The following is a 26720-nucleotide window of genomic DNA, read 5'->3' on the forward strand; positions in this document are numbered from 1 at the left end:
ATAATATTCGAATCTACTTTTATTGTGTTTTCCCAGGTGGATTTTAGGAGGAAATAATTTAGTTTTATCGAATATAATCCATTAAATGTAAAAAAAACTACAGAAAGGGCGACGACGATAGGAACTATTAAGCATCTATGAAATCACTCGCTCTTTTGATTATGTATGATAAGTTGTACTCCTCTCTAAGATAATCCAAGGAAATGTGAGAGGTGGAGGGAAATGGAGCTAGAGATGTATTATAAAGAAGATACTGGTGGCTGGTTTCTAATTCCAGATTGGTCTACTTTTTTTATTAATCTTGGGAAAGAACTTGCTTTGAGAAATACGGGTAATAAAAGGTGGACTGCTGCCTTGACATTGCCAGCGAAGGAATATATCGCTTCTTTTATTGGTGTTGGAATTTTGTCTTCAGTATTCATAAAGAGTTCTGCTGATGATTTACTAGAAGATCATTTTCAAAATATATCTTCGCTTGAGAAATATACTCCTGTATGGTACAGGAAAAATAAGCGGATATTAAAAGCGGTTTTTCTAGGTGTTGCTGATTTTCAAGGAGAGCAAAGACTGCTCATACAAACACAATCAACAAAAGCAGGTGGCTTAACGGAGTATATATCAAAGAAAAATGCATTGGAAATACAACTAAATCCGAATGAAAAACAACGTTTACCTAATAACCAAAAGGGACGGTTTATGACTGTAGAATCTCGCTTAACTGATGCTGTTTTTGGAGTGCACTCGCAAGCTTTACTCAAGCAGCCTAAAACCAGAATTTGTTTTGTAGGTGGAAAGGAACAGCTTGAGAGTGAGATTACAACAAGAATGTTTGCAATTTATGAAGATAATCAAATGATTAAAGGTTCATTAAATGATTTACTGCGGGTTAGACAGTTTCAGCACAGCGTTGACCCGTATCAATCACAATTTGTTTCCTCACTTGCGAGAAAAAATGAAACTGACTTAAATCTGACCTCTACTTCTATAGTTATATACTCAGGCTCCAATGGTTTTTTAAATTGGAAAGAAGATTTTCAGTATACGAACTCCATTGTAGTTCTTGACCGTTCCGAGCCTCAATTTGAGTTTGCAGTTGAGGAAATCAACAATAAATATATTCAAAGTAATAGGACCCCCTTTTTAAAATTGGACCTTGAGGCAATGCCCGGCGGTATTGAATTGTTGTATTGGGAGGAGACAAGATGATTACTCTATCCAGAGTGAACAAATTATTTGAGCTGGCAAGTAATTATAACTTGCGATTTCATGAAGTGTCTTCAAAACCGCTTGCTGAATATTCTTTATCGTTAAAAAAGCTTGAGTATAAAATTCTAAATCAGGATGAGGGCGACATTCTTCTGAATGATTTACTAACACATTTTCGTAAATTCAGATTTATACAATCTGCTAGTCCTCTTCCTTTCTCCGCGCACAGCGAATTGATAAATAGTAAGGATTTGAACAGGTTGTCACGACAATGTCAGCTGATGTACCAGGATTTAAAAAAGGATATTGATACCGTGCTGGAGACTTATGAAGCATTACGTAACTCTCCGGAGAAACCTGTATTGGATTTTTTACGTGAAAATTTTAAAGATAAATGTTCCACTGGTTTGGTTTTAAAAACTGCCAGTGACTTGAACGCAATAGAAGAAGTATTAAAGCGTACTTTTTTATGGGACAAGTCTTTTTCAGTGGTTACGCCTTCAAAATTAAAAAAGAGCTTTTTTTTTGACAGACTTATTATTTTGGGGCCAACCTACTGGTATCCAGATTATCTATTTCACTGCCCGCGCTCCTCGAGTATTGAAATTATTCTGTATGACTGGCAGTCATACCACACACCGAGAATGGAATATTTCACAAAATCCCATTCCCCAATTTCATCCTTGCTACAGGGATGCAATATACACATGAGAAATACAAGTGATATTGATTACCGGGAATTAATAGAAATCAGTGATCAAATTATTGATTACAAAAAAATCGAAAAAAGTTTAGCGAACAGGCCTGCCCTTACCGCAACGGAATATGTCGGTGCGAAATTGATTGGTTTGGCAGATGCTAAAGGCATATTTTTTGAGGATCATTCAATAAAAAATATATGGACGATATCAATGCAGTCAAAGGAACCGATATTAAAATGTTCTGTTAATGAATTGGATACAGACAGTTACTTACTTATAAGAACTGGTACTGGGCGTGATTATATACAAATCAAAGCTGATGAATTTATCGGAAACCGTGCTGAAAAAATACGTCACCGTCATTATGTCTGGAAAAAAAGGTTGCGCAAATATACGGCTAAATACCCAGCAGAAAAAATCTGTTTCTACCTCCGGAAGCATGGGGGAACCCGGGTAAATAAGATTAACCTTAGAAACTGGGCTTCAGACGATAATATTAAGCCGAGGGAATATAATGATTTTTTAGCCCTTATGAAACTTGTGAAATTTGAAGAGCATGCAGAAAAGTTGTGGAAGGAAGCAGAAGACTTATTTCGTGCGCATCATAGGGCTGGAATGGTTATACGAAAATTACTGATTCAAGAAATTAAGAAATCGAACCTTGGGAAATTGGAACTTGAACAAAAAATGACGTTTCATTTGCCAGATTCTGAAGATGCAACATTTACGGCATATAAGATTGAATACATAAGTCAAAATGTTTTCCAGGTTGAGCCTCACCAGTTAAGAGCATTAATTGATTTCAACCATTTGGGGGGACAGTAAAGATGAATAAGACTTTACTTGCAAATTTAAAAAATCGTGAGGCACTCTATGACAGTTTGAAAAACGAATTTATCGGTCCTTGCGTATCAGATAAAAGCATAACACTGAATAGCAGTAAAACTGTCTTCTTCGATAAAGCCGATGATTTGTATAAGCCGTATAAAGATCAAAATACAGGAGAAGAAATTTTGCAACAATCACCATCACGCCGTTACGGGACAGCGGTCTTATACCCGCTGAAAACCGAGAAAGAGGACTTTATAGAAGAAAAAGAAAATGATCCTAACCATACTGAACCTCTTATTATTGGAGATGCCTCGAAGGATTTGGAGAGCATTGATAGTCGTAATACGGTTGATGAAGACGATACAGATCTGGATATGGTTTCAGCAAATGCCTACCAGCAAAGCAGCATGGCTGTTAGTTTTAAAGCGGATTTTCCACATGGCAGCGAATTGGTTGTCCATGTAAATGGGGGAAGATATCATCCACTTTCCGTTAAGTTAAAAGGGGGGGATGAAGGAAAGACGCATAGATGGTGGGTGCGTGTTCCGGTCCATTTTGTTGTGAAGATAAAAGCAGAAAAACTATTAGGTCCAGAAGAGATATTGGAACACGGAGAAACTACAAATGTAACTAATATGGAAGGGTTAGATATTCAAGCAAATATACTTTCACGCCCGCTCAAAGATACTGAAAGACTTATTACGGTTAGCCTGATCAACCGGACTGAAGCGTTTGGGCATATTCCTTTAGACAGCAGTTGTCTTTTTCAATCTTCATTTAAAGTTGAAATTATTTCTCCAGACTTTCGCCCGTTAATTTTGCCCTATCCTGAAATGGCGGATCTGGATGCTTTGGATGAAGAAGAGCTTTCCATTACTTTATTGTACCGGAAAACTAAAACATATGCTGTTGGTCATGGATGTTCAGCTGATTGGAGCGAAGTTATAAACGACAAAGCCGCTTTTGTACTAACCAGTTTTTTACCATCTTATGAAACAAAAAGTATGACACCAGATATAACAAGAGATGACGGGACAGATATAGTAGTATCCATGAGAGATTTGGCGGGCATAGATCCGACAAATAATGGCATGAATCAATTGGAGGAAATTGTCCGCCTTTATGAGAAATGGATAAAAAAACGTTGGGAAGAAGCAAAAAAACTAGACTCAACATTGACTCCTGCAGCTGAAAGGAATTTGCAGGAATGTGACAAATGTGTAAAGCGAATGAAACAGGGGCTGGAGTACTTAAAAGATCCAATTGTATTGAGTGCCTTCCGGTTAGCCAATGAAGCAATGCTCTTGCAACAAGTGACAGGGGGAGTGATCCGGGAAGCTGAGTTAGCAGATGAGGCTATTTCTTTCTCCTCTCCTTACAGGACACCAGATTTGACCGTAATCCCGGAGAGTAGAGGTAAATGGCGTGCTTTTCAGATTGCATTTATCCTGATGACAATGGAATCGGCTGCTGAGTCTGATTGCCCAGAGCGTGAAACGGTGGAACTCATTTTCTTTCCCACAGGTGGCGGCAAAACAGAAGCCTATTTGGGGTTGTCCGCATTTTCCATCTTTATGCGAAGGTTAAAGAACAAAACTGATTCAGGTGTACATGTACTGATGCGCTACACATTGCGTTTGCTTACGGCTGATCAATTCCAGAGGGCTTCTAGATTAATTTGTGCTATGGAATCAATTCGGCGTCGGCATCAAGAACAATTAGGCAGTGATGAGTTTTCTATCGGCATTTGGCTTGGCGGTGATACAACACCAAATAACCATGTAATTGCAAAAAAACAATTAATGGAGTTGAGAAGCGGTAAGAGCAATGTCAATCCCTTTTTGGTTAACTCTTGTCCTTGGTGCGGTGCAAAAATGGGGAAACTTCGGTTGAAGGAAATTAAGTCTGTTGCTGCAAAAGGAAAAAAAACAAACACTAAAACTAGATCGCAGCCCAATTTCAGTGTACATGGGTACAGGCTGGCGGATGGCAAGGTGGAGATTCATTGTACGGATAATAAATGCCTGTTTAGTGAAAAGTTACCCGTTTACGTTGTAGATGAAGACATTTATGATAAACGACCTACATTTATTATCGGCACTGTAGATAAGTTTGCTCAACTCGCCTGGAACTCCCGGCCGCGTTCTATTTTTGGAATAGGGGGAGATGGAACTAGGAACAGTTCTCCTCCGGGCTTGATTATACAAGATGAACTGCATCTAATATCGGGTCCTTTGGGTTCTATGTCCGGGATATTTGAAGTTCTGATAGAAGAATTGTGTACCGATTACCGGACAGGCAATGGAGTAAAACCGAAAATTGTTTGTTCAACTGCTACGATACGGAGGTACCGAAAACAGATTCAAGATATTTACGACCGTACGAATGTTGCATTATTCCCGGCATCGGGACTAGATGCAGATGATTCATTCTTTGCAACTTATGCACGCGATAAAGAAGGAAAGTTATTACCTGGACGAAAATATGTAGGATTGAATGCACCCGGTCTTGGTTCTATGCAGACAGTACAGGTACGTTCATTAACATCCCTTCTGCAATCCCCCATGAAAATGGACGAAAAAGAAAGAGATCCATGGTGGACGCTGCTTATCTTTTTTAACAGTTTGAGGGAGCTTGGCACGACAGTATCGTTGCTTCAATCGGACATACCTAACCATTTAAAAGTAATTAAAAACCGAGAAAATCTGGATTTTAAAGAATTAAGGCATTTGAATAAAATTAAGGAGCTTACCTCACGGTTATCTAGTGACGAAGTTGCCTCGGCAATCAATGAACTTAAAATACAAAAAGGTGGAGGGACTGTGACAGACGTTTGCCTAGCCTCAAACATCATTGAGGTTGGTGTTGACATTGACCGTCTTTCATTAATGGCTGTTATAGGCCAACCTAAAACCACAGCTCAATATATCCAAGTTACAGGACGTGTAGGTCGTCGTTGGTATGAAAGGCCGGGGCTGGTCGTAACTTTGTACAGCGCATCAAAACCCAGAGACCGCTCTCACTTTGAGAAATTCCGGAGTTACCATGAAAAATTGTATGCCCAGGTGGAGCCAACGAGCGTCACGCCTTTTTCCCCTACAGTAGTAGACCGGATGCTACACGCTGTTATGGTAGGTTATGTACGTCAGTTTGGCCATTTGAATGAGGTTGATTCTCCTTCTCCAGTGCCAGAAGAACTTTTGTCTCAGCTATGGAAAAGAATCTGTAAACGAGTTAAATCAATTGACCAGGAAGAAATGAATAACGTTCAGAAGGTTTTTGAACGCCGTATATCACAATGGAAAACATTGCGCCCGTCCGAATGGTCCAAAAAGAGTACTTCTGATGAGTATCCGTTGCTTTATTCAGTCGGTTCTTATGTGGACCCAACAACAAAAAGAATATCCTGGGCTACACCGAATTCCATGCGGAACGTGGATTCTTCATGTTTGGGTGAAATCAGCACGTTATACGTTCTTCAAGATATAGAGGAGTTGGAATCATGAAGTATCCGATACGCAGGGCCCAATTAATCTCACCGTTCGGTCCTGGAGCAATGTCAATTTCTAAGAATGGAATCTCTTCTGTATGCAGCGGACTGGATCATTGGTTTAAAGATCGACATGGGAAAATGGATTCTACAGATTTGTCCCAGTATAAAATTAAAGAGTGGCGTTTAGAACGGTTGCTAGGCGTGGATCATTTCCGGCTACCGCCAGACTTTCGGACAAGAAGTAGCGGTGATGAGGATATGAATATGTTCTTAACCGTACCTTTCCTGCGCTTTCCAAAATGGCATTATTGCACTTTTTGCGGTCAAATGCATGAATTTCAATATTATGAAAAAAAGAATGAATTGTGTAAAGGTTGTGAACAGAAAGGGTATAAAAACTACTTGGTACAAGCTCCATTCATTGCTATATGTGAAAGAGGCCATTTGCAAGACTTCCCTTGGAGGGAGTGGGTCCATAAACAAAAGACCCCTTCATGCAAAAAAACAATGTACTTGGTAAGCACGGGAGGAGGGGCGCTCACCTCTATGCAAGTAAGGTGTGAATGCGGAGTTGAGCCTCGAATGCTGTACGGTATAACGTCTGCAAACGACGAAGGTAAAACAGAATTAAGTGAATCATTATGTGAAGATGGAACAGTTTTCTTATGCCAGGGTAAGCGTCCGTGGCTTGGTACTGATGAAGGGGTAGATTGTACCTGCCATCTTAGGGCCTCTTTGAGAAGTGCCTCTAATGTTTATTTTGCACAAGTACGCAGTGCCATTTACATTCCTGGAAACAGCAATAAACAAATATCTGAATTACTATCATATTTTGAACACCACCAGGTTTTAAGTATTATAAATTTAGCCAAACGAGCAAGTTTGAGCTTAGATGAAACAGTCCAACAGTTAAAAGGGCAATTTCTGGTTGAACTAAATGGATATTCTGATTCTGATATCCGCCGGGCATTACTTGTGAGAGAGTCACGAGATGAAGGTCCAGGTAGTGAAGAGGAACTGCCTAATGACATGGAAGCAGTCCTTCGGCAAGAGGAGTATGAAGTATTAAATGGGGAAATAAATCAGGAAGAATTAAAAATTAAACCTGTTCCCGTCGGGTTATACAAAAATAACTTATTCGAGATATCAAAGTATTTTTCGAATATTCACTTAGTAGAAAAATTAAAAGAAACACGCGTTTTAACCGGATTTACCCGAGTTTTCAACGACCAGCAAAATGATATTGAGGATTTAAAATCTATGCTCTGGCGCAAACAACCGGAGGATAAAAATGACGAATGGCTACCGGGCTATGTGGTATTTGGGGAAGGGATTTTCTTTAATTTCAATGAGGAGATTGTAAGGGAATGGGAAGGAAGAATACAAGTATCTGAAAGAACCAAACCCTTAAGTTTACGATATAGGCATTTAGTAGCTAACCGCCGAACCAAGGAGAAAAAAATAACACCGCGCTTCATTATGGCCCATACTTTTGCGCATTTACTTATCAATCAGCTCGTGTTCGAATGTGGATACAGCTCGTCTTCGTTAAGGGAACGACTGTATGTTTCCGACAATGAATCTAATCCGATGTGTGGTGTTCTTATTTATACAGCTGCAGGTGATTCCGATGGAACCATGGGTGGATTGGTACGAATGGGTAAGCCTGGTTATCTGGAAGCAGTTATTCGTAAAGCGTTTAGTAATGCGGGATGGTGCTCTGCCGATCCTGTTTGTACTGAAATCGGCTTGCAAGGGCCAGATTCATGTAATTTAGCCGCTTGCCACAGCTGTTCGTTGATACCAGAAACAGCTTGCGAAGAATTTAATCGCTTTTTAGATAGAGGGTTGATTGTTCCCTTGCAAGGAGTAGATCCGACAACGGCTTTTTTTAATTTAAAATAGCTAAATGCATGAGGGGAAGACCCTTCTTTTTTTTCTTTGGTGGGTGAATAAGCGAATAAATTTTGTTGGAAAGTTGTAGGAAGCTAAATGAATATTCAGCTTATTAACATGCCGTGCTACTACTAATACTATCTCGTAACATTTTAATGTGTTCATTAGTTTATTTTAATTTAATTCGATATTAACATTAAAATAACATTTTCATCGCATACAATTTGGCTATAGGTAATATCGGAATGAAGCACTGAAAAGATTCTCCAAGTTACAAAAATTTTATTAGAGTGCGAGTTTTAGTCATTTGAAAAGACAAGCTAATAAAATAGCTCTGCCAGAAAGGTGAGGATGCAATGCATAATATGAAGAGGAGAAGCGTAAGTTGAATGAACTAGGGCAGCGGTCACTGGAGCAGGGAATTCCATTAAACACTAATGAGGCGGTTACAGATCAAAGTCTTAGAGTAGATGAACTTATTAATCAGATGAATCAAGAAAGGAACAAATTTTCATATGCGTTTAGTTTAAACTTCTGTCTTGGAGGAGATGTGGTGAGTTTTCCCGCATGGTTTATACAAACGATACAAGGTCGCTTGGATGAGGTGAGCGCAGTGATAGAACATCAATCCGAGCCTAGAATAGCTTTTAAGGAAGAGCGCGAAGCTTTTCAAGCGTTGTTTGCCTCCATGGATATTATACGTAAGCCTGAGTTTGAGTATTGGGAGGATAAGCTTTCATTAAAGCAATCCGTTCTACATGAACGTCTATATCTACAAGGGCTCAAGGATGGAATGCAGCTTGCTAATGCGTATGCTGATCCTTCTGTTCTCTCAGATTAAGACGGAATCGAAGGTATACGTTGACTTTAATGTTGGGGCTGTCCATGCGACAGTCCTTTTTTCTTGTGTGTATTTTTGGAGGTAATCCTTCCCATATTGTCGAATTACCATACATATTGTAAATCCAGATGATATGAGGTTTGGCTATGTTTAAAGCTCTAATGTCTCTCTTCAAAAAATCAGACTCCAAGCCGTCACAGGCTATGCATAAGGTAAACACTCCAAAGCTAAAAGTGGCCTCCACACGAATTGGAGAGTTAGGCGAGTATAAAATCAATATCCAACTTGACCAGCTGCCAAAGGAGTGTAAATCGTTAAGCGATCTATTGCTCCCTAATCCGAAATCTAGAACTGGTTACGCTCAGATTGATCATATCGTTATTTCTCCGTATTGCATATTTGTCATTGAAACGAAAAACTACAATGGAGAAATTAAAGGTAAACAGATGGATCAACAATGGTCAGTGAGCAACCGTTACAAGATGTATAATCCGCTGAAGCAAAATTACGGACATATCAAGTCCGTTGAAAGTCTTCTTAAGGGTCTGCCTAAATTGAAATCTGTATCGATTATCTCATTTACTATGAGATGTCGCTTTAGCATAGATCCAGAGCTCCGCCAAATTCAGTCTAACGAGCTAGTCGTTTATGATGTAGAGTTGAGTGGATTTATCTCCAGAAAACTGCTCCGTTTAAAGTTGGAAAATCCTGAACCGTTATTTTCTCAAGTACAAGTTCAATCTATTTATGACCAACTGAGCCAAGCTAATATTACAGACCTAGCGATCCGAAAGCTTCATGTAGAGAAAATTACTTCGAATACTAAAAATCGTTAACGACCTTGGAGGACTCCATGCCATTACCAGATACAATCAAACAGATTTTCAAGCGTAAACAAAAATCATATAAGATGGTCCTAATCCTATCTTTAATCGAAGAGCTACGAGGCTCTCATCGGGAGCATGTATCGTTTGATCGCATTAAGGAACGGTTTCTTAACTATTTCGTCACTGAGCAAGATAGAGGAAACCGGGTAGATCATCCTCCAGGACGGGAAAGCTGGGCAGAGGTTACTCCGAGCCAACTTAAGGATATTATTAGTAGTCCAGTTAATGCGCTATCAAGTATTATTTTCTTTAACACACAAGATAACTCAATGGGTTTTCAAAGCACTATTATTAGTCAGCTAGGTGAAGAAGGATTAGTTGAACTTAAAGAGTTAGCACAACAAGAATTAGAAAACTATAACACAGCATTAAAAGAATTCTCTATAAAGCAATATTTAGACGAAATTATGGATAGGTATGTTCTGGCTAAAAAAGATAGCTCAGCCAGCCATCCTTTAGGTTTCCTGTTACGTCAGGCAATCCCTAATGAGTTGAAAGCCTTGCCGTTCCTATCAGAAGATTATTATATTATTGAAGGTTCTATTGGAAAAGGAAGATGGGCTGCCATCCCTTGGCTAGCAATTTTGGACAAGCGTGTCACGCAAACTATTCAACGCGGAGAATATGTCGTTTATCTTTTTGCAGAAGATATGAGTACTGTGTATTTAACACTCGCTCAAGGAGTGACGGCTCCAATAAGAGAAAAAGGCCGTAAAGAAGCATACGTGTATCTTCGCGCAAAAACGAAAGAAGTTCGAGAGTTCATACCGCTTGAAAACATGAATAAGGATGAAAATATTCATCTAATGGGTCGAGAACTGGGAAACGATTATCAAGCATCGACGATTGCCTATGTGAAGTATGAGCGTGGAAAAGTTCCGTCTGACGAACAATTAGTAAGAGATCTTCAAAATGTAATGGAAAACTACCGTTTGTATGTGGAAAGGCGTGTGCTTAACGAAACGGCAAGCACCTTGGAGGTAGAACCAGTGACAGAGTATATGGAATTGGTACCTGAGCCAATTAACGACGTCGAAATCCCCTCTATCCTCCACCAAATCCAATCCCACATCCGCCGTAAAGGTTTCTTCTTCCCTGAGCACCTTATTGAGAACTTTTACCTCTCGCTAAAGACTAAGCCTTTTGTCATTCTGGCGGGGATATCGGGCACGGGGAAGACTCGGTTGGTAAAGCTGTTTGCAGAAGCTCTTGGTGCAACGGGGATTAACGGTCAGTTTACCTTGATCCCAGTGCGGCCAGATTGGAGTGATCCTGCGGATCTGTTGGGGTACAAGGATCTTTCGGGCAGGTTCAAACCGGGTCCGCTCACGGAAGTATTAGTAGAGGCGCGGAAACCGGAGAATCAGTATAAACCTTATTTTATCTGCATGGATGAGATGAATCTGGCGCGGGTAGAGCATTATTTCAGTGACCTGCTAAGTGTGCTGGAAACACAGGACTGGCAGGAGGGAAAGATCCAGACACAGGATCTCATATCTTCTACCATGCTGGATACGTCTGAGGATCAAGTGAAGTTTGGCAGCCTAGGTGTCCCGGAGAATGTGTTCTTGATCGGGACTGTGAACATGGACGAAACGACACATCCTTTTAGCAAAAAGGTACTGGACCGAGCTAACACACTGGAGTTCAATTACATCAATCTGCAGCAGTACCCGGACATGAGTGAGCAGGAAGAGACGGACCCCGCTGATCTTGCCGAACTGAATCATCTTTTTCTGCGCTCCGATTATTTGCAGCTAGTGGATGCCTATGATGCCAATAAAGAGCTAGTTGTCCGGACGACAGAGAGATTGGTTAAGATCAATGCTCTGCTTGAGGATGTCCATGCTCATGTAGGTTTCCGGGTACGCGATGCGATTTGCTTCTATATGATCTATAACGAACGGTACAAGCTGATGAATGAGGAAGAAGCTTTTGACTGGCAACTGCTGCAAAAGATACTGCCGCGCATTCAAGGGAGCCATTCTTCGGTTCGCCGGGTATTGTTGAACTTGATGAAAGGGGCTCTTGGTACAGGATCTGGTGTGACGGTAAATATTGAAGATCTTATGGACAATGATGCTTCTCCACTCTACCTGAGATGGGCTGCTGGACAAACTCCCCCTACAGCCAAACATCCACAAAGTGCGCGTAAATTGGCTTTTATGCTTAGGAGGCTGGAAGAAGATGGATTCACCTCATACTGGCTCTCTTAATCAGGCGGTAGAATTGCTCCGTGTAGAAACGGAGCTTTTTACGCTTTTTCTTCAAGGAAGGCCATATCATCCTACTGTGGAGACCTTGCAGCTTCATCGTTCTTCTAGTCAGGAGTGGGTAAATGCTCAGTTTGGGATTACATGCTCCGAACGGCTTGGTAATGTTCAGATTAAAGTGTTTTCTCCTGAAGCTCACGGGATGGTGGACTGGCAGCCGGGGGAGTCGGTCTTTCCTTGTTTTTATGAGACACAGTCGTATGAGCTGGTGATTCAGAGGAAGACCGCTGCTAACCTCTCTTTTTATCATGACAATGTGCTGCTTCGGCAGGCAATTAAGCCCCTAGGGGAGTCTATTCTTGCGGGTGTGCTGAACTTTGGGAATGAGGTCGGTTTGACGGAATGGGAGATCCGCAGTTCGGGACAGGCTTTGCTGCGGGTAGAGATGGAGATCTTTCCCTCTAAAATGGATTACAAGCTGGATTACCAGAATATTTTAAATGAAGTGAATGAGCAGATTTATAATTTGGCCTTTGATTTTTTGCGCAAAACCTACCAACTAACAGGCTTGCGGGAGACGCAGCATCAGAGCTTGACGGAGTTTTTTACCATACTTCAGCATGTATTTAGACAGCTTCTGGATGCGGTTGAGCGGATTAACAAGAATCCCCATTACGCTCTGCTTCAGGACTGCCGACTAGTGGATGCCAATCGGGTCAAAAAGGCAGGAAGAGAGAACATCCGCGAGCTCGCGAAGCATCCCGAACGATTAAGAGAAGACATGAACCATGGATTCTTGACCATCGGCAGCCGAAATTACACAGCCACACATTTAATGGAGACACGAAGACGCCTCGCCTATGATACTAATGAGAATAGGTTCATCCGCTGGATGCTGGAACGCATTCATGGAAAGCTGAAAGAGCTCAAGGGTCGCTGGAAGATTAAAAACCGAACCCCAGATCCATTACTTATAAAAAGGTTAGACACCATGCTTACTCAACTAGAGCGGGTGCTCAAGATGGATTTTTTGCGTGAGGTTGGAGTACTGAGGCAGATGTCCGTTACACTGGTGCTGCAGATGGCCCCTGGATACCGCGAGGTCTATCGCTGTTATCTCATGCTGCTCAAAGGCTTGTCGATCCAAGGTGATCTGCTGCGCCTGTCTATGAAGGATGTCGCGCAGCTCTATGAATACTGGTGCTTCCTCAAGTTGAATCAGCTTCTGGGTCAGAAGTATAAGCTGGTGAAGCAGGATATTATTAAGGTGAATCGGAATGGTATTTTTGTTACACTTGACCGCTCGCAGAGCGCTAAGATGGTGTACGAGAATCCAGTTAACGGAGAGCAGTTCATCCTGTATTATAATGCGATTCCTAGCTCGGATAAGGCACCGACGCTCAATCAGCGTCCGGATAATGTGCTGACACTGAAGAAGAAGGATGCTGGCAAAATCAAAGAGTATAAGTATGTTTTTGATGCGAAATACCGATTAAATCCGGCTTATGAAGGGACTTCCTATCACCGCACTTATAGGCAGCCTGGTCCTGAAGAGGATGACATCAACACCATGCACCGTTATCGGGATGCCATTGTGTATCAGGAGAAGGGATCGGAAGAATATGAGCGAAGCATGTTTGGCGCCTATGTGTTATTCCCCTACCCGGATGAGGAGCGGTATAAGACCCACCGATTCTACAAAAGCATCGAGCTATTGAATATTGGTGCTTTGCCATTCCTACCGAATTCTACAAGCCTAGTGGAGCGATTCTTGGATGAGATTATTCAGGATAGTCCGGAAAAAGCTTACGAGCGTTCCACCCGTCCACGCGGCACGAAAGAATACTATACCAACCAACTCGCGGGCAAAAATGTGCTTGTTGGTTCTGTCCGGGGACCCGAACAAGTGGAGGTGGCGCTGGGGAAAGCTTTTTATCATATGCCGTTAAGGAATCTTGCAAATCAGAAGATCCTAACGCAAATTGAATACGTAGCGATGTGCCAATCCCGCAAAAAGTTCATTGATCCTGCAAAAACGGGGATTCACTGGGTAGGGAAAGTAGCGGATTGGAAGGTGCTGCGGCGTAATGAGATTAAAGAGGTTCCTTGTCGCCCGGGTACTGAAGAAGATCTGTATGTACGATTTACGGTTGAGGAATGGAAAGCAATTACGTCTCCTATCATGCTAGGTGGTCAAAGAATACAAACGGTGCTCTATACGAGTAAATATATTCTGGATCGTGCCTTGGAAATCGCGGAGCTTCGCTTAGAAACGGAGGGAGATCTTCGTGAATGGCGTGAGAAACGCCGAAGGGGCAGAGTGAAGGTGAAGTTGGATCATGACCAGTATGTGGACTTGGGAAAGGTTGTTGAAGTTCGGAATATTTAAGGTTAGTGAACATGAAGTAAGGTTTGTTTAGTTAATTCCATAATTATGAATTTATTGTTGACAACCCCAGCGGATTAAAATATAGTAATCCCATCAGATTAATACAAATTATTGATGTTTAAATTTTAGTGATTGTGAGTACGAAACGGAATATGCTGACTGGTTCCACCAGAGGCTCAGGGGACAAACGCTAGTCGTTGTCATCTGAGCCTTTTTGGCGAACAATCACTTTCCCGTAATAATAACTAAAAGAGGTGAAGTCAATGGCTGCTGCTGAAAAAATCAGATTTGAGAGTGTCACCAAAACGTTCAGTGTCCGAGATTCTAAGCAAAAGGAGGGAACGCAGCAATTCACAGCGGTAAAAGAGTTGGACTTTTCCGTAAGAAAAGGTGAATTCATAACGATAGTGGGGCCAAGCGGGTGCGGTAAGTCAACTTTGCTTGATTTGATTAGTGGTTTATCATCCCCCACACAGGGTCGCATTTTAATAGATGGTCACACAATAACTGGTCCAGGCCTTGATCGAGGTATTGTCTTTCAGCAGTATGCTTTATTTCCGTGGAAGACCGCGCGTGGCAATATTGAATTTGGGTTAGAAGCAAAGGGGATTCCGAAGCATGAACGTAGCGAACAGGTTGGGCATTTTCTTTCGTTAGTTGGGCTTAGTGATTTCGGAGACCGTTATCCACATGAGCTTTCCGGGGGGATGAAGCAGCGTGTAGCCATTGCCAGAAGTCTTGCCTTTAACCCAGATGTCTTGTTAATGGATGAGCCTTTTGCCGCACTGGACGCCCAAACACGTGAATCTCTGCAAAGTGAGCTTTTACGGATTTGGCAGAAGACCCAAAAAACCATCATTTTTATTACGCATGGCATTGATGAAGCCGTTTATCTTGGGGAGCGGGTAGTCGTCCTGACACCAGGACCCGGGACGGTGAGGAAGATTGTAGATATTCCGCTAACATCACGATTGGAAGATGCGGATATTCGCTCACATCCTGATTTTGTGAAGGCTCGACATGAGGTATGGGGTTATTTGCATGAACCTGAATACAAAGGTGCATATATTTAATCTATAAAGGGGGGGATTCCCATCGAATCCGTTAAGTCTGTTCATTCAACGTTACAGCTAAAGAAACGAAATCCTATTTCTTTTTCCGGCGTGCTTAAGGTGTTCAAACAGTCCATTGTCTTAGTCTTATTGTTCTTACTATGGGAAGTCGCACCACGGACCGGCTTAGTTGACGCAGCATTTTTCCCGCCTATTTCTGAGGTAATCACCGCCTTATGGAATTTGATAGCTTCAGGTGAGCTATTCACTCATTTCTTAGCGAGTATCATTCGCTCGTTCAGTGGATTTGCATTAGCGTTAGTGATTGCGATCCCGTTAGGTTTATTAATTGGCTGGTATCCCTTAGCTAGGGAGCTATTAAATCCAGTGTTGGAATTGTTCCGAAATACAGCTGCGCTCGCTTTACTTCCGGTATTTATGCTGCTGTTAGGGATTGGTGAAACCTCTAAGATTACAATCGTCTTATTTGCTTGCACATGGCCTATTCTTCTAAACACGATTGCTGCTGTAGGTAACGTCGATCCCTTACTTATTAAAGCGGCTAAATCCATGAATATTAAGTCGTTCAAATTATTTCTGAAGGTCATTTTTCCGGCATCCGTGCCAACTATTTTTACAGGGATTCGAATGGCAGGAACAGGGGCGATATTAGTATTGATTGCGGCAGAAATGGTAGGTGCAAAAGAAGGCTTAGGCTATTTAATCACTTATTCTCAATATAACTTTCAGATCCCTCAAATGTACGCCGGTATATTAACCATTGCTTTGTTGGGTTTGCTAATCAACCAAGGCTTGACCATGCTCGAGCGTAAATTTTCTAAATGGAAGCAACCGGTGAATGAATAGAATGGGGATTATGAAGTGATATTTTTTATGAATAATACCAACTAAACAAATTGAATTAATTGTACTTAAAACAATCTAAAAAGGAAGAGTGGCGGAGGGAAGTTTGGAACTGTAGCTCAGAAAAATACAATTCATTTGGAAAGGGAGAAGCGAGATGAACAAAACAGTAGCACTGCTTATACTTGTAGGCTTGGTTAGTGGTATTTTATCTGGCTGCTCAGAGGGGAAGTCCTCCGCCAAAAGTGGAGAAGATCAGATCCTGCAATATCAGTCTGCACCTGGAAGTGTGTCTTTCCCAGAGCTGGCCGCCGATTTAGGTTACCTAGGAGATTTGAAGTTAGAGTCTATAGGTGACAGCGTGGGTGGTCCGGAAAGTATTCAATTAACCGCGACGAAACAAATTGACTTTGGTGCAGCATTCAATGGAGCCATTATTAAATCCTACGCCAAGAATGTAAAAATAAAGTCCGTCATTGGCTCCTACGGCAGTGATAAAAATACGTATGTAGGTGCATATGCCCTCGAGGGGGGAGCTATAAAGTCGGCTAAAGATTTTATTGGTAAAAAAGTAGGGGTGAATATTCTCGGTGCCCATTCGGAATTCGTCATTAAAGATTATTTACGCCAAGGCAACTTGACCGAAAAGGAAATTGAACAAGTAACCTTAGTGACAGTTCCAAGTTCTAGTGCAGAACAGATTCTGCGAAATCATCAGATCGATGTGGTTATGTTAAGCGGGATTGCCCGGGATCGGGCTTTAACAACAGGTGGGGTCGCAGAAATTTTTAAGGATATTGATGTGTTTGGCACAGAGTTTACTGCGGGTGATTATTTCTTTACAGATCAGTATATCAAGGAGAATCCGAATACCGTCAGGCAATTTGTAGATGGAGTTGCAAAAGCCATTGAATGGGCCCGAACGACACCTAGGGAGGAAGTAATTAAACGATTCGAGGAAATTATTAATAAGCGTGAACGAAAGGAAACCACAGATAATCTTAAGTTTTGGAAGAGTACGGGCATCTCTGAAAAAGGCGGCGTGATTACACCTTCGGAATACGATGTCTGGATTGATTGGCTTGTGGCAAATGGGGAGCTAAAGGAAGGCCAAGTGAAGCCGGAAGAGTTATATACGAACGAATTTAATCCTTTTGCTAAATAATTTTTTATATGAGTTGAATCTACAACAATCTAAAAAGGGAGAGTGGCAGAGGGGAAGTTTGGAACTGTAGGAGCGTGAGCATCCGCCTTTGTGTACGGATTTCCTTAATAGAAAATCAAACAATAGGAGTGGTTAACATGACAAAAAAACAAATGAAATTAGGGGCATTCATTAATCTACCCGGTCATCATGTAGCAAGCTGGCGTCATCCTTCTTCAGGGGCAAGTCGGGCATTTGATTTGGAGTATTTAACGGAGATTGCACAAACGGCTGAGCGCGGCAAGTTCGATATGATATTTTTTGCAGATGTATTAGGTCAAAAGCTGTCCGGAAATGCACAATCATCATTAAAGCTAGATCCCGTTATTATTATCTCCGCACTTGCAGCAGTGACTAAGAATATCGGGCTAACGGCCACGTTGACTACTACCTATAACGATCCATACCATGTAGCGCGTAAATTCGCAGCGATTGATCATTTGTCCAAGGGGCGTGCCGCCTGGAATGTAGTAACATCAGCCAATGAGGGTGAAGCTCTCCTGTTTGGTAAGGATAAACATTTGCAGCATGCGTCCCGCTATGAACGTGCTGAGGAATTTGTGGAGGTTGTCAAACAACTCTGGTTGTCTATTGAGTCTGAGGCGCTGGTCATCGACAAGGAGCAAGGTCGGTATTTAGATGTAGAAAAGGTACATCCTGTTGATCATCAGGGAGCTTGGTTTAAGGTACAGGGTTCACTGGATTCCTCAACTACACCACAAGGGCATCCCGTGATTGTTCAAGCTGGATCATCGGAATCTGGAAAAGAGTTAGCTGCGAAGACCGCAGAAGTTATTTTTACAGCATGGCAGACGCTTGAAGAAGCGCAAACCTTTTATCGTGATGTGAAAGGGCGGTTGGCTAAATATGGACGTAAACCGGAGGACTTGAAGATCATGCCGGGTGTGTTTATTACTGTAGCGAAAACAGAGGAAGAAGCTTTGTTGAAGCAGCAGCAATTAAACAGCTATATTTTACCTGAAGTAGGATTATCGTATTTGTCGTCTTTCACTAACATTGATCTGTCAGGGTATGATGTCGAAGAACCACTTCCGGAATTCAGTTCAATTGAAGATGACACCAATCCGCGGATCCGCTACAACATTATTCGTGATATCGCCAAACGTGAGAATCTGCAATCTATTCGTGCAATCTATGAGCGCATCGCTGGAGCACGCGGACACCGGGAAATCGTTGGAACCCCTGAACAAATCGTAGATCAATTAGAAGAATGGTTCTTAAACGATGGTGCAGATGGATTTAATGTGATGCCTCCCCATTTCCCGGAGGGCTTTAACGATATTGTTGAATTAGTGATTCCTGAATTACAGCGTAGAGGCTTATTCCGTACTGAATATGAGAGTTATACGCTTCGAGGAAATTTAGGGCTATCTGTACCTGTTGTAACAACACTTGAAAAAGCACTAACAAGTGCGAGTATAGGAGGGAATGTGTAATGAGCAAAGCAGTCATTATTAATGGAGGAAATACTAGAAAATCTCGATTAACTGCTATTCATCAGCAGGTTGAAAGATTTCTAACGCAAGAGGGGATTTGGCATCATTCGATCTATGTACATGAGTTACCAGCGGACGATTTGCTTACGGCCAATTTCGCCAGTGAGGCGATTCTGCGGGCCAATGCGCTAGTGGAAGAAGCGGATATTGTCGCCGTATTAACGCCTATCTATAAAGCCTCCTATACGGGAATCTTGAAGACCTATTTAGATCTCCTTCCGCAAAAAGCGCTGGTTGGTAAGCGAATTGTACCTATTGCTATTGGGGGTTCGTTAGGCCATCTTCTAGCGATTGAATATGCATTAAAACCCGTCTTATCTGTACTGGGTGCTACTGAGATTTTAAATACGGTTTATTTCTTGGATCGGCAAATTGAACGTTTAGAAGCTGATGGGTATCGTATTGATGAGGAAGCGGAGCAGCGGCTAACCGTGGAATTACTAAAGCTTGCACCTGCAAAAATAACTAATTAGACTAGGGAGAACAGGAAGTTAGGGGTTAACGTTAACGCAGCCTTTCGGGGTTGCGTTTTTTGTGTTGTGATTGTTAATCTCATGAACCAACGTTGAAAAAGGTCCCTAGTCTCCATTTGGTGAACTATAAGTTGTATGATGGTTTTTTGCCATTCCACGATTACATCAAAACATTTGTTAATGGTTTGGGCGTTTCTCCGTATTAACATATGTAAGTTTCTTCACAACAAATTGCGCAATTTGTTTAGCTTTTCGATGAAGGTGAGGTGGAAGGAGGGTGGAGATGGAGGTTATCCAGGGTAAAGTGGAGCGTTACATGAATACCGAAAGATCACGTGAAGCTATCATGTCCAAAGAGGAATTTACCCGGATGTATGATACGTACTACCAACGTGTTTACAAATATATCTGTTATCGGATTAATAACCACCACGCGGCAGAGGACATATGCAGTCAGGTGTTTGAGACTGTGATGTGTAAGTATTATAGTTTTTCACAAGAAAAATCCAATTTTGAGGTGTGGCTGTTTGCCATTGTAAGAAATGCTGTGACGGATTACTTTCGGGCGCAGAAGAAAAGAAGCTATACCTCACTGGATTCGTTGCTGGAACTTATATTTCCCAAGCCGTCTCCTGAGGAGCTGGCGATCCGTGAGGATAATAATCAAGCACTGTTCAAGGCGCTCTCCAAGCTGCGTGAGAAGGAACGAAATATCATTGCAATGAAATATGGGGCTGGGCTGAAAAATTCCGAAATTGCACAGATCATGGGAGTTAGTGAGTCCAATATCGGTGTCGTAGTATATAGAAGCTTGAAAAAACTGCATATTTCCTTAAAGGCAGGAGGGTTCAAAAATGAATAAGAAAGATGATCTCACCAAATTCAGCAAAACCATAGAACTGCTTGAGAATGCCGAACAGGGCAGCACTACCGCCAAAGAAAGAATCTATAACCGCTTGATATACAAATTGGACCATGGGGCTCTTAGCCCCCAATCAGAGATAAAGGACGGGATAACGATGAAAAAAAGCAGCTGGAGAAATGCAATAGTGATTGGCAGTGCAGTAATTTGTCTGGGTGGAGCATTCTCTGCAACCTCCTATGCACAGGATATGTTCCAATCGATCATGGCAAAGTTTGAAGTGGGAAATCTAGAAATCACGCAATACGATAAGGAAATCCCTTCGGCTGCACAGTCAATGACTCCATCTGAAGATGCCCAAGGTGGGGAGAATGCGGTCATTGAATTGCCGGTTGCAGCTAAGTTGAGCCTAGATGAAGCACGTGCAGCACTTGGCATGAACTTCCCGGCACCCGACTGGATGGGAGACTATGAGTTTGTGAATTGTGTTCTTCAGGGGACCAGCATGGTTGAAGTACAGTATAATTCTGGAGAGAACGCTGTGAATTTTCTAATCTCCAAGGGCGGGGACAATGGGATCAGCACTACGGAAGAAGTGAAGACAGAAGTAATTAACGGGACTAAGGTTTATTATGCAAATGGAATTGTGATATGGGAAGAGGATGGCTATACAGTAGAGTTGTATTCCCAAGTAGATTTTGACCAAGCTACACTAGGGAAAATCATTGATAGTTTTAACATTGGTGCGCCTGTTCAGCCTTTAGAGCAAGGTCAAGTGAAGGAGAACTTGCAAAAGAATGGAGCAGCGGTTGCAGCTCCGGCTCCGGCTGTAGATTCGGAATAAAAGACTTACTCCGGGCAGCAGCAGCCTATAGTTACACACAGAAGACGCGAGGGGATTAGTCCCCTGAGCGTCTTCTTTTTTGAGCACACTTTTATAGAACATTCCCCAACCATTGCCACCCCCCAAAAACAAAAGTATAATTGATAATGATTATCAATTAATGAATGAATAAAGAGTTAAGTGCATTTATATAAGCAGTAAAGAGGTGACAGAATGCAAAAACAATCGCAAAAGACGGATTTAAGCGAGGTTAGAAAATATATAGAAGAGAATTTCACGAAGCACTTGTCTTTAGCACATTTAGCTAATCTTTCTGGACTTAGTTCCAGTTATTTTTCCTCGGCGTTTAAACAGGAATATATACAAAGTCCAATGGAGTTTGTTACCCAGCTGCGGATTCAAAAGGCTAAACAATTATTGCAAAAGGAAGACGTTCGCTTGAAGTTTATAGCAGAAGCGGTTGGATATAGTGATGAGTTTTATTTTAGCCGAGTGTTCAAAAAGGTTGAAGGGATCTCGCCAACGATGTATTCCAGCCAGCAAAAATCACATATCGGTGTTGTAACTGGGAACATGATGGGGTATTTACATGCGGCAGGAGTCATTCCGTTTGCTGCACCCTTAAGTGCAAAGTGGACACCGTACTACTATAATTTGTGGGCGCAAGAAATCGAGCATAAGGTAACCTTGACACAAAACAAAAATTATTGCAGCCCCAATGAGCTATTGCATTTGCCAATTGATCTTCTTATTTCTCCCAAAGATTTGTCGTCAGAGCTGGTAAAACGGATAGAGGATCATTTTCCAATCTATTGGCTGGATGATAAGCAAGATTGTTTAGTAGCCTTAACTGAACTTGCTGCCCGACTAAATAAACAAGAAGAAGCGAAACAGTGGATCACACAGTATAGGGCAAGATTGGAAGACGTTCGGCGCAGGTTAGACTGGACCTCTACACCACCTAAAGTTCTAGTTATACGTATCTATCAGCAGCAAATCTTTGCTTATTGTAATACAGGCATTCAGCATCTTTTATTTCAGGATTTGGGAGCGGAATCTAGTTATGAGCAGCCCGGTCTATATAATACTGAGATTACTTTTGATGAATTAGGTAAATTGAAGGTAGATAAGCTGTTTACTATTATCTGCCCCGATGATGAGTCACGAGCAACATGGCATCATTTGCAGAGAGAGGTTGGGTTCAGACAGTTAGAGGCTATTAAGCAGCAACAAATCTATGTTATTCACTCCGATCCTTGGTTTGAATATTCGCCTGTAGCTTTAAAGCGGATGCTAGAGGAACTTGCAGTAATGATGATACCTTGAAAATGTACATGTCTAATCATAAGATGTTACATGGTCAATGCGTCCTATCTCTTATACACTCAATACTGAGAATGATTATTATTGAGAATATAGGAAAGAGGGAAGGTCTATCATGAAGGGGTTTAATACAAAAACAATAAGTTATGTTGTAATGGTTGGTTTATTATCCATTCTACTGACAGCTTGCGGCGGCAATAATACAGCTGATCAGCAAGCAACAGATACTCCAGTAACAACCAGTGAAGCGAGTGCAACTGCAACGGAGGAACCCGCTGTACAAGAACCGGAAGTAGCGGCTAGAGAAGCGTTTGTAGTAACTGACCAAGTAGGCAATACAGTAAACATTCCGGGGACTGTACAAAAGGTGTATGCCCCTGGTCTAGAGGATTACTTAGTTACCCTTGGTGTAACCCCAGTAGCCCAATGGTCCACGGGTGAAAGACCGCAGCAGTATCTACAGGATACGTTAAGTGGCGTACAAGAAATCAGCTTCGCTAATGGTGTTCCCTCTCCAGAATCTGTAGTAGATTTGGAGCCGGAATTAATTATATTCCCCACTGCTTTTTATGCACAAAATGGTGTTTATGAAAACTACTCGCAAATTGCTCCAACGTACGTGTTTAAGAATGCACTCGGCAATGTAGTGGAGGCCACAGAAACGATTGCGAAATTGCTAGGTTTAGAGGATAAAGCAACAGAAGCTATTGCTGCTTACGATACAAAGCTAGAAGCAACTAAAGCACAGTTAGCCAGCGTTTCTGCCGGTAAAAAAGCAATTTATATTAATGCGAATGCCCGTGCAATCTTTTTAGTGGGTAACTTCCATTACGGGGGTTATGTGCTGAGTGAGCTAGGCTTTGCTCAAAGTGCTCTTGTAGAAGGAGAAATGTCCGCTGATATTTCGCTGGAAATGTTGTCTGATTTAGACGCTGATTATATCTTTATTAACGATAATGATGGTCTGGGAGATGCTTTCCTGGCAGACATTAAAGCTAGTCCTTTATGGAAGGCGCTGCCTGCAGTTCAAGCAGGTAAAGTGTTCGAGGTGGATGGCGATCACTGGAGATCCAGTGGATTAATTGCTTATCAAAAAACGATGGACGATATTGTAGCGTTCCTGCTGCCATGATTATCAAACCGTACGTAAAACCAAACTATGAAACGATGTTGATCACGAGTAAAGCTAATCATAAGGACTATGAAATTTTTATTGCCAAACCTTTGGATGAGCCTGCAAAAGATGGCTACGGTGTCATTTATGTTCTTGACGGCAATGGGCTTTTTGAAACCGCTGCTGAAATCACCCGATTGCTGACGCGTAAGCCTAAAGGCTATCCACCCGCGATTGTTGTTGGCATTGGTTATCCTGGGGGTGAGGCGTTTGATACCGTGCGTCGAACCTATGATTTAACCATGCCAGCCGAGCTCGCGAATTTACCGAAACGTCCCAACGGGGAGCCTTGGCCTGAATTTGGCGGGGCAGATGAGCTGCTAGCTTTTTTTGAAAAAGAGTTAATGCCAGCCATTGCCCAGCGGTTCGTTATCAATAAGCAGAAGCAAGCATTGTTTGGTCATTCCTTTGGCGGATTATTTGTTCTGCATGCGTTGTTTACACAACCCACCTTGTTCTCACATTATATTGCAAGCAGTGCTTCCATCTGGTGGAATGATTACGCACTTTTAAAGGAATATGAGAATTTTAAAGCTGATTTACACAGCAATACGCTAAGTCAGTTACCTAAAACGCTTATGATTGCCGGTGGAGAAGAGCTGGATTATATGGTCAAGGATAGCTTGGATTTATGTAACAGCATGATGGCCTTACACCTTCCAAGCTTCGAAGTAAGCTGGGCATTGCTTGAGCAAGAGGAGCATGTGAGCGTAATCTCGGGTGCGATTAGTCGGTCCGTCAAATTTTTGCTTACCACATCCTCTGACTTAAGTTAGATAGAAATCATATTCGTTTGCATCTGAGCTGGCCCTTGGCTGGCTCTTTTTGTAAAGTGAAGGGAAAGGGTTGGAAACATTGGCCGCAAATGTTCAGAAATCATCACTAGCAGGAGAAAAAAAGTTCTCCTTTTTATTATTGCTAATCTTCATGCTCCTCCTATTAATTGGCGTATTAGTGCTTGCTATGGCCCTTGGCGCGAAAAAAATACCCTTCGCAGATGTATTCATGTCGATCATCGCTTTTGATGATAAGGCGTCTACTCATCAGGTGATCCAGTCGATTCGTTTACCCCGGGTACTTGCCGCTATGGCAACAGGCGCTGGATTTGCAGTAAGTGGAGCGATTATTCAAGGGATTAGTCGCAATCCTTTAGCCGATTCGGGGATTCTTGGATTAAATGCTGGGGCAGGGGTCACGTTAGTTATTGCTATGGTTTTCCTGCCGACGATTTCATTCACAGGTACACTTTGGCTCTGTATTCTAGGTGCGGGATTGGGAGCGGGTTTAGTCTTTAGTGTGGGTTTATTAAGTAAACGAGGCATGACGCCTATTCGGCTTGTATTGGCGGGTGCTGCCATCTCTGCTATGCTAACTGCCCTAAGTGAAGGAATAAGTATCTTTTTTTCAGTGGCTCAGCAGGTGGCTTTTTGGTATGGAGGAGGTTTAAGTGGCATTAGCATGGCCCATCTACAGCAAATGTTGCCGTGGATGCTTCTTGCGCTATTACTTGCCATCGTAATTTCAAAGTCGATTACTATACTTTCTGTAGGGGATGAGACAGCGGAAGGGTTAGGCGTTAATATAAAACTTATCAAAAATCTTTCGCTTTTAGCCGCATTTATGTTAGCTGGGATTTCATGTGCTTTAGCCGGATCTGTAAGCTTTGTGGGCTTAATTGCTCCTCATTTGGTACGTTACATAGTGGGTGTGGATTATCGTTATATTATTCCATTATCCGCAATTCTGGGAGCCACCCTTGTTGTGCTTGCTGATTTAGTGGCACGAATCGTAAATGCCCCTTATGAAATCCCTGTAGGTGCTGTAATTGCGGTTATTGGTGTTCCGTTCTTTCTATATTTGGCTCGTAAAGAAAGGCGGGAGCTATAGTGAAGCTAAGATGGAAGTTTATAATTATAGCAATCATTTTACTGCTAGGCTTTATATATAGTGTATCTACTGGTCAAAGCAGCTTAAGCTTACAAGAGTTATGGCAAAGCGTATTAGGAAATGGAACACCGAGGCAGGAGCTTGTACTTTTTCAGTTCCGTATTCCACGTATGATCTTGGGTTTTCTAGTAGGTGGCGCGTTGGCAATAGCAGGAATGCTGCTGCAAGCCATAAGCCGAAATGCGTTAGCAGACCCGGGTATACTGGGGATAAATGCTGGTGCTGGATTATCCATGATGTTATTTTTACTCTTACAAAATAGCTCAACCGGCTTACATACTTATGTTCAGCCACTGTATGCTTTATTGGGCGGATTTATCGTTGTCGCTCTATTATTTATGCTTTCTTATGATCGCAATCAAGGCATTATTCCCATTCGATTAATTTATACTGGTATTGCTGTTGCGGCTGCGATTAGTGCATTTATGATTGTGTTAACCTTCGTACTAGATCCTTCGCAATATCAGATGATTAAGGTGTGGCTGGCAGGGAACATAGGGAATAGTAATTGGAGTCACGTGTATGCTATGCTGCCTTGGTTACTTCTTATTGTGCCTTTATTAATTCGGAATCATCTTATATTGGATGTACTAAGGCTTAACGATCCTGTAGTCATTAGTTTAGGGGTATCTCTAAATAAGTATCGTGTTTGGTTTTTAGTGTGTAGTGTCTTATTGGCGGCACCAGCGGTTGCTGTCAGTGGGAGCATTGGATTTGTAGGACTAGTAGTTCCACATTTAGTTAGACGACTCTTTCGTGGCCATAAAATAATGATTCCCGCATGCTTATTAATCGGTGGCGGATTAGTTGTTATTGCAGATGCGCTTGGTAAAATGGTAGTAGCCAATACTGAAATACCAGCAGGAGTAATCGTGGCTTTAATCGGTGCTCCATACTTTTTATATTTATTGATTAAAAGTGAATAACTGAAAAAAGCTATTGTGTGATTGGTGCTGGAAATAAAAAAAGAATGCCTTGATTATGCTATAATCCAAGGCATTCT

Annotated in this window: 20 protein-coding genes; all 20 read left to right on the plus strand. The window is 41.9% G+C overall.

Annotated features, from left to right (window positions below):
* Nucleotides 1-222 precede the first annotated feature (222 nt).
* The 20 genes from MHH89_RS25645 to MHH89_RS25740 all read left to right on the plus strand — a co-directional run bounded on the left by MHH89_RS25645 (nt 223) and on the right by MHH89_RS25740 (nt 26643).
* Nucleotides 223-1206 carry a hypothetical protein gene (locus MHH89_RS25645; RefSeq protein ID WP_341088464.1) on the plus strand — a complete coding sequence of 328 codons (984 nt, stop codon included), beginning with the start codon at nt 223-225 and terminating at the stop codon, nt 1204-1206.
* Nucleotides 1203-2732 carry a hypothetical protein gene (locus MHH89_RS25650; protein WP_341088465.1) on the plus strand — a complete coding sequence of 510 codons (1530 nt, stop codon included), beginning with the start codon at nt 1203-1205 and terminating at the stop codon, nt 2730-2732. The genes MHH89_RS25645 and MHH89_RS25650 overlap by 4 nt, the downstream gene beginning before the upstream one ends.
* Before the next feature lie 2 nt (nt 2733-2734).
* On the plus strand, nt 2735-6244 hold the full coding sequence (locus tag MHH89_RS25655; protein WP_341088466.1) for a helicase-related protein: 3510 nt from the start codon (nt 2735-2737) through the stop codon (nt 6242-6244).
* A complete protein-coding gene (locus MHH89_RS25660) occupies nt 6241-8136 on the plus strand; it encodes a DUF1998 domain-containing protein (RefSeq protein ID WP_341088468.1) in 1896 nt (631 codons plus the stop codon). The genes MHH89_RS25655 and MHH89_RS25660 overlap by 4 nt, the downstream gene beginning before the upstream one ends.
* Nucleotides 8137-8512: 376 nt before the next feature.
* Entirely contained in the window at nt 8513-8968 is a 456-nt protein-coding gene (locus MHH89_RS25665; protein ID WP_341088469.1) for a hypothetical protein, read from the plus strand.
* Between the two features lie 146 nt (nt 8969-9114).
* Complete coding sequence (locus MHH89_RS25670; protein ID WP_340033951.1) at nt 9115-9804, plus strand: nuclease-related domain-containing protein; 690 nt, start codon at nt 9115-9117, stop codon at nt 9802-9804.
* A gap of 17 nt (nt 9805-9821) precedes the next feature.
* Nucleotides 9822-12071: an MrcB family domain-containing protein gene (locus MHH89_RS25675; protein ID WP_341088470.1), complete on the plus strand. Its 2250-nt coding sequence runs from the start codon at nt 9822-9824 to the stop codon at nt 12069-12071.
* Nucleotides 12043-14457 (plus strand): restriction endonuclease-like protein, encoded by a 2415-nt coding sequence (locus tag MHH89_RS25680; RefSeq protein ID WP_341088471.1) that lies wholly within the window; start codon nt 12043-12045, stop codon nt 14455-14457. The genes MHH89_RS25675 and MHH89_RS25680 overlap by 29 nt, the downstream gene beginning before the upstream one ends.
* A 263-nt stretch (nt 14458-14720) precedes the next feature.
* Complete coding sequence (locus MHH89_RS25685; protein WP_081391952.1) at nt 14721-15530, plus strand: ABC transporter ATP-binding protein; 810 nt, start codon at nt 14721-14723, stop codon at nt 15528-15530.
* Nucleotides 15531-15605: 75 nt separating this feature from the next.
* The gene (locus tag MHH89_RS25690) at nt 15606-16376 is read left to right on the plus strand and encodes an ABC transporter permease (protein ID WP_341088826.1); all 771 of its coding nucleotides are present in this window, start codon (nt 15606-15608) and stop codon (nt 16374-16376) included.
* Between the two features lie 154 nt (nt 16377-16530).
* Nucleotides 16531-17538, plus strand: coding sequence for an ABC transporter substrate-binding protein (locus MHH89_RS25695; protein ID WP_076305265.1), 1008 nt, complete (start codon nt 16531-16533; stop codon nt 17536-17538).
* A 137-nt stretch (nt 17539-17675) separates the two neighbouring features.
* Nucleotides 17676-19034: an LLM class flavin-dependent oxidoreductase gene (locus MHH89_RS25700; RefSeq protein WP_076219502.1), complete on the plus strand. Its 1359-nt coding sequence runs from the start codon at nt 17676-17678 to the stop codon at nt 19032-19034.
* The gene (gene ssuE, locus MHH89_RS25705) at nt 19034-19567 is read left to right on the plus strand and encodes an NADPH-dependent FMN reductase (protein ID WP_076185145.1); all 534 of its coding nucleotides are present in this window, start codon (nt 19034-19036) and stop codon (nt 19565-19567) included. Before MHH89_RS25700 ends, ssuE begins: the two co-directional genes overlap by 1 nt.
* A gap of 283 nt (nt 19568-19850) precedes the next feature.
* Nucleotides 19851-20429, plus strand: coding sequence for a sigma-70 family RNA polymerase sigma factor (locus MHH89_RS25710; RefSeq protein WP_081383426.1), 579 nt, complete (start codon nt 19851-19853; stop codon nt 20427-20429).
* A complete protein-coding gene (locus tag MHH89_RS25715; RefSeq protein WP_341088472.1) occupies nt 20422-21273 on the plus strand; it encodes a hypothetical protein in 852 nt (283 codons plus the stop codon). Before MHH89_RS25710 ends, MHH89_RS25715 begins: the two co-directional genes overlap by 8 nt.
* Nucleotides 21274-21486: 213 nt before the next feature.
* Nucleotides 21487-22599 carry a helix-turn-helix domain-containing protein gene (locus MHH89_RS25720; protein WP_341088474.1) on the plus strand — a complete coding sequence of 371 codons (1113 nt, stop codon included), beginning with the start codon at nt 21487-21489 and terminating at the stop codon, nt 22597-22599.
* Nucleotides 22600-22711: 112 nt separating this feature from the next.
* Nucleotides 22712-23728, plus strand: coding sequence for an ABC transporter substrate-binding protein (locus tag MHH89_RS25725; protein WP_341088475.1), 1017 nt, complete (start codon nt 22712-22714; stop codon nt 23726-23728).
* Nucleotides 23725-24546: an alpha/beta hydrolase gene (locus MHH89_RS25730; RefSeq protein WP_339246399.1), complete on the plus strand. Its 822-nt coding sequence runs from the start codon at nt 23725-23727 to the stop codon at nt 24544-24546. The genes MHH89_RS25725 and MHH89_RS25730 overlap by 4 nt, the downstream gene beginning before the upstream one ends.
* A 70-nt stretch (nt 24547-24616) precedes the next feature.
* Nucleotides 24617-25657: a FecCD family ABC transporter permease gene (locus tag MHH89_RS25735; protein WP_341032244.1), complete on the plus strand. Its 1041-nt coding sequence runs from the start codon at nt 24617-24619 to the stop codon at nt 25655-25657.
* Nucleotides 25657-26643, plus strand: coding sequence for a FecCD family ABC transporter permease (locus tag MHH89_RS25740; RefSeq protein ID WP_341088476.1), 987 nt, complete (start codon nt 25657-25659; stop codon nt 26641-26643). Before MHH89_RS25735 ends, MHH89_RS25740 begins: the two co-directional genes overlap by 1 nt.
* The last annotated feature ends 77 nt before the right edge of the window (nt 26644-26720 follow it).

It is taken from the genome of Paenibacillus sp. FSL H7-0323 (assembly GCF_038002725.1).
In the GTDB taxonomy this organism is placed as follows: domain Bacteria; phylum Bacillota; class Bacilli; order Paenibacillales; family Paenibacillaceae; genus Paenibacillus_AQ; species Paenibacillus_AQ odorifer.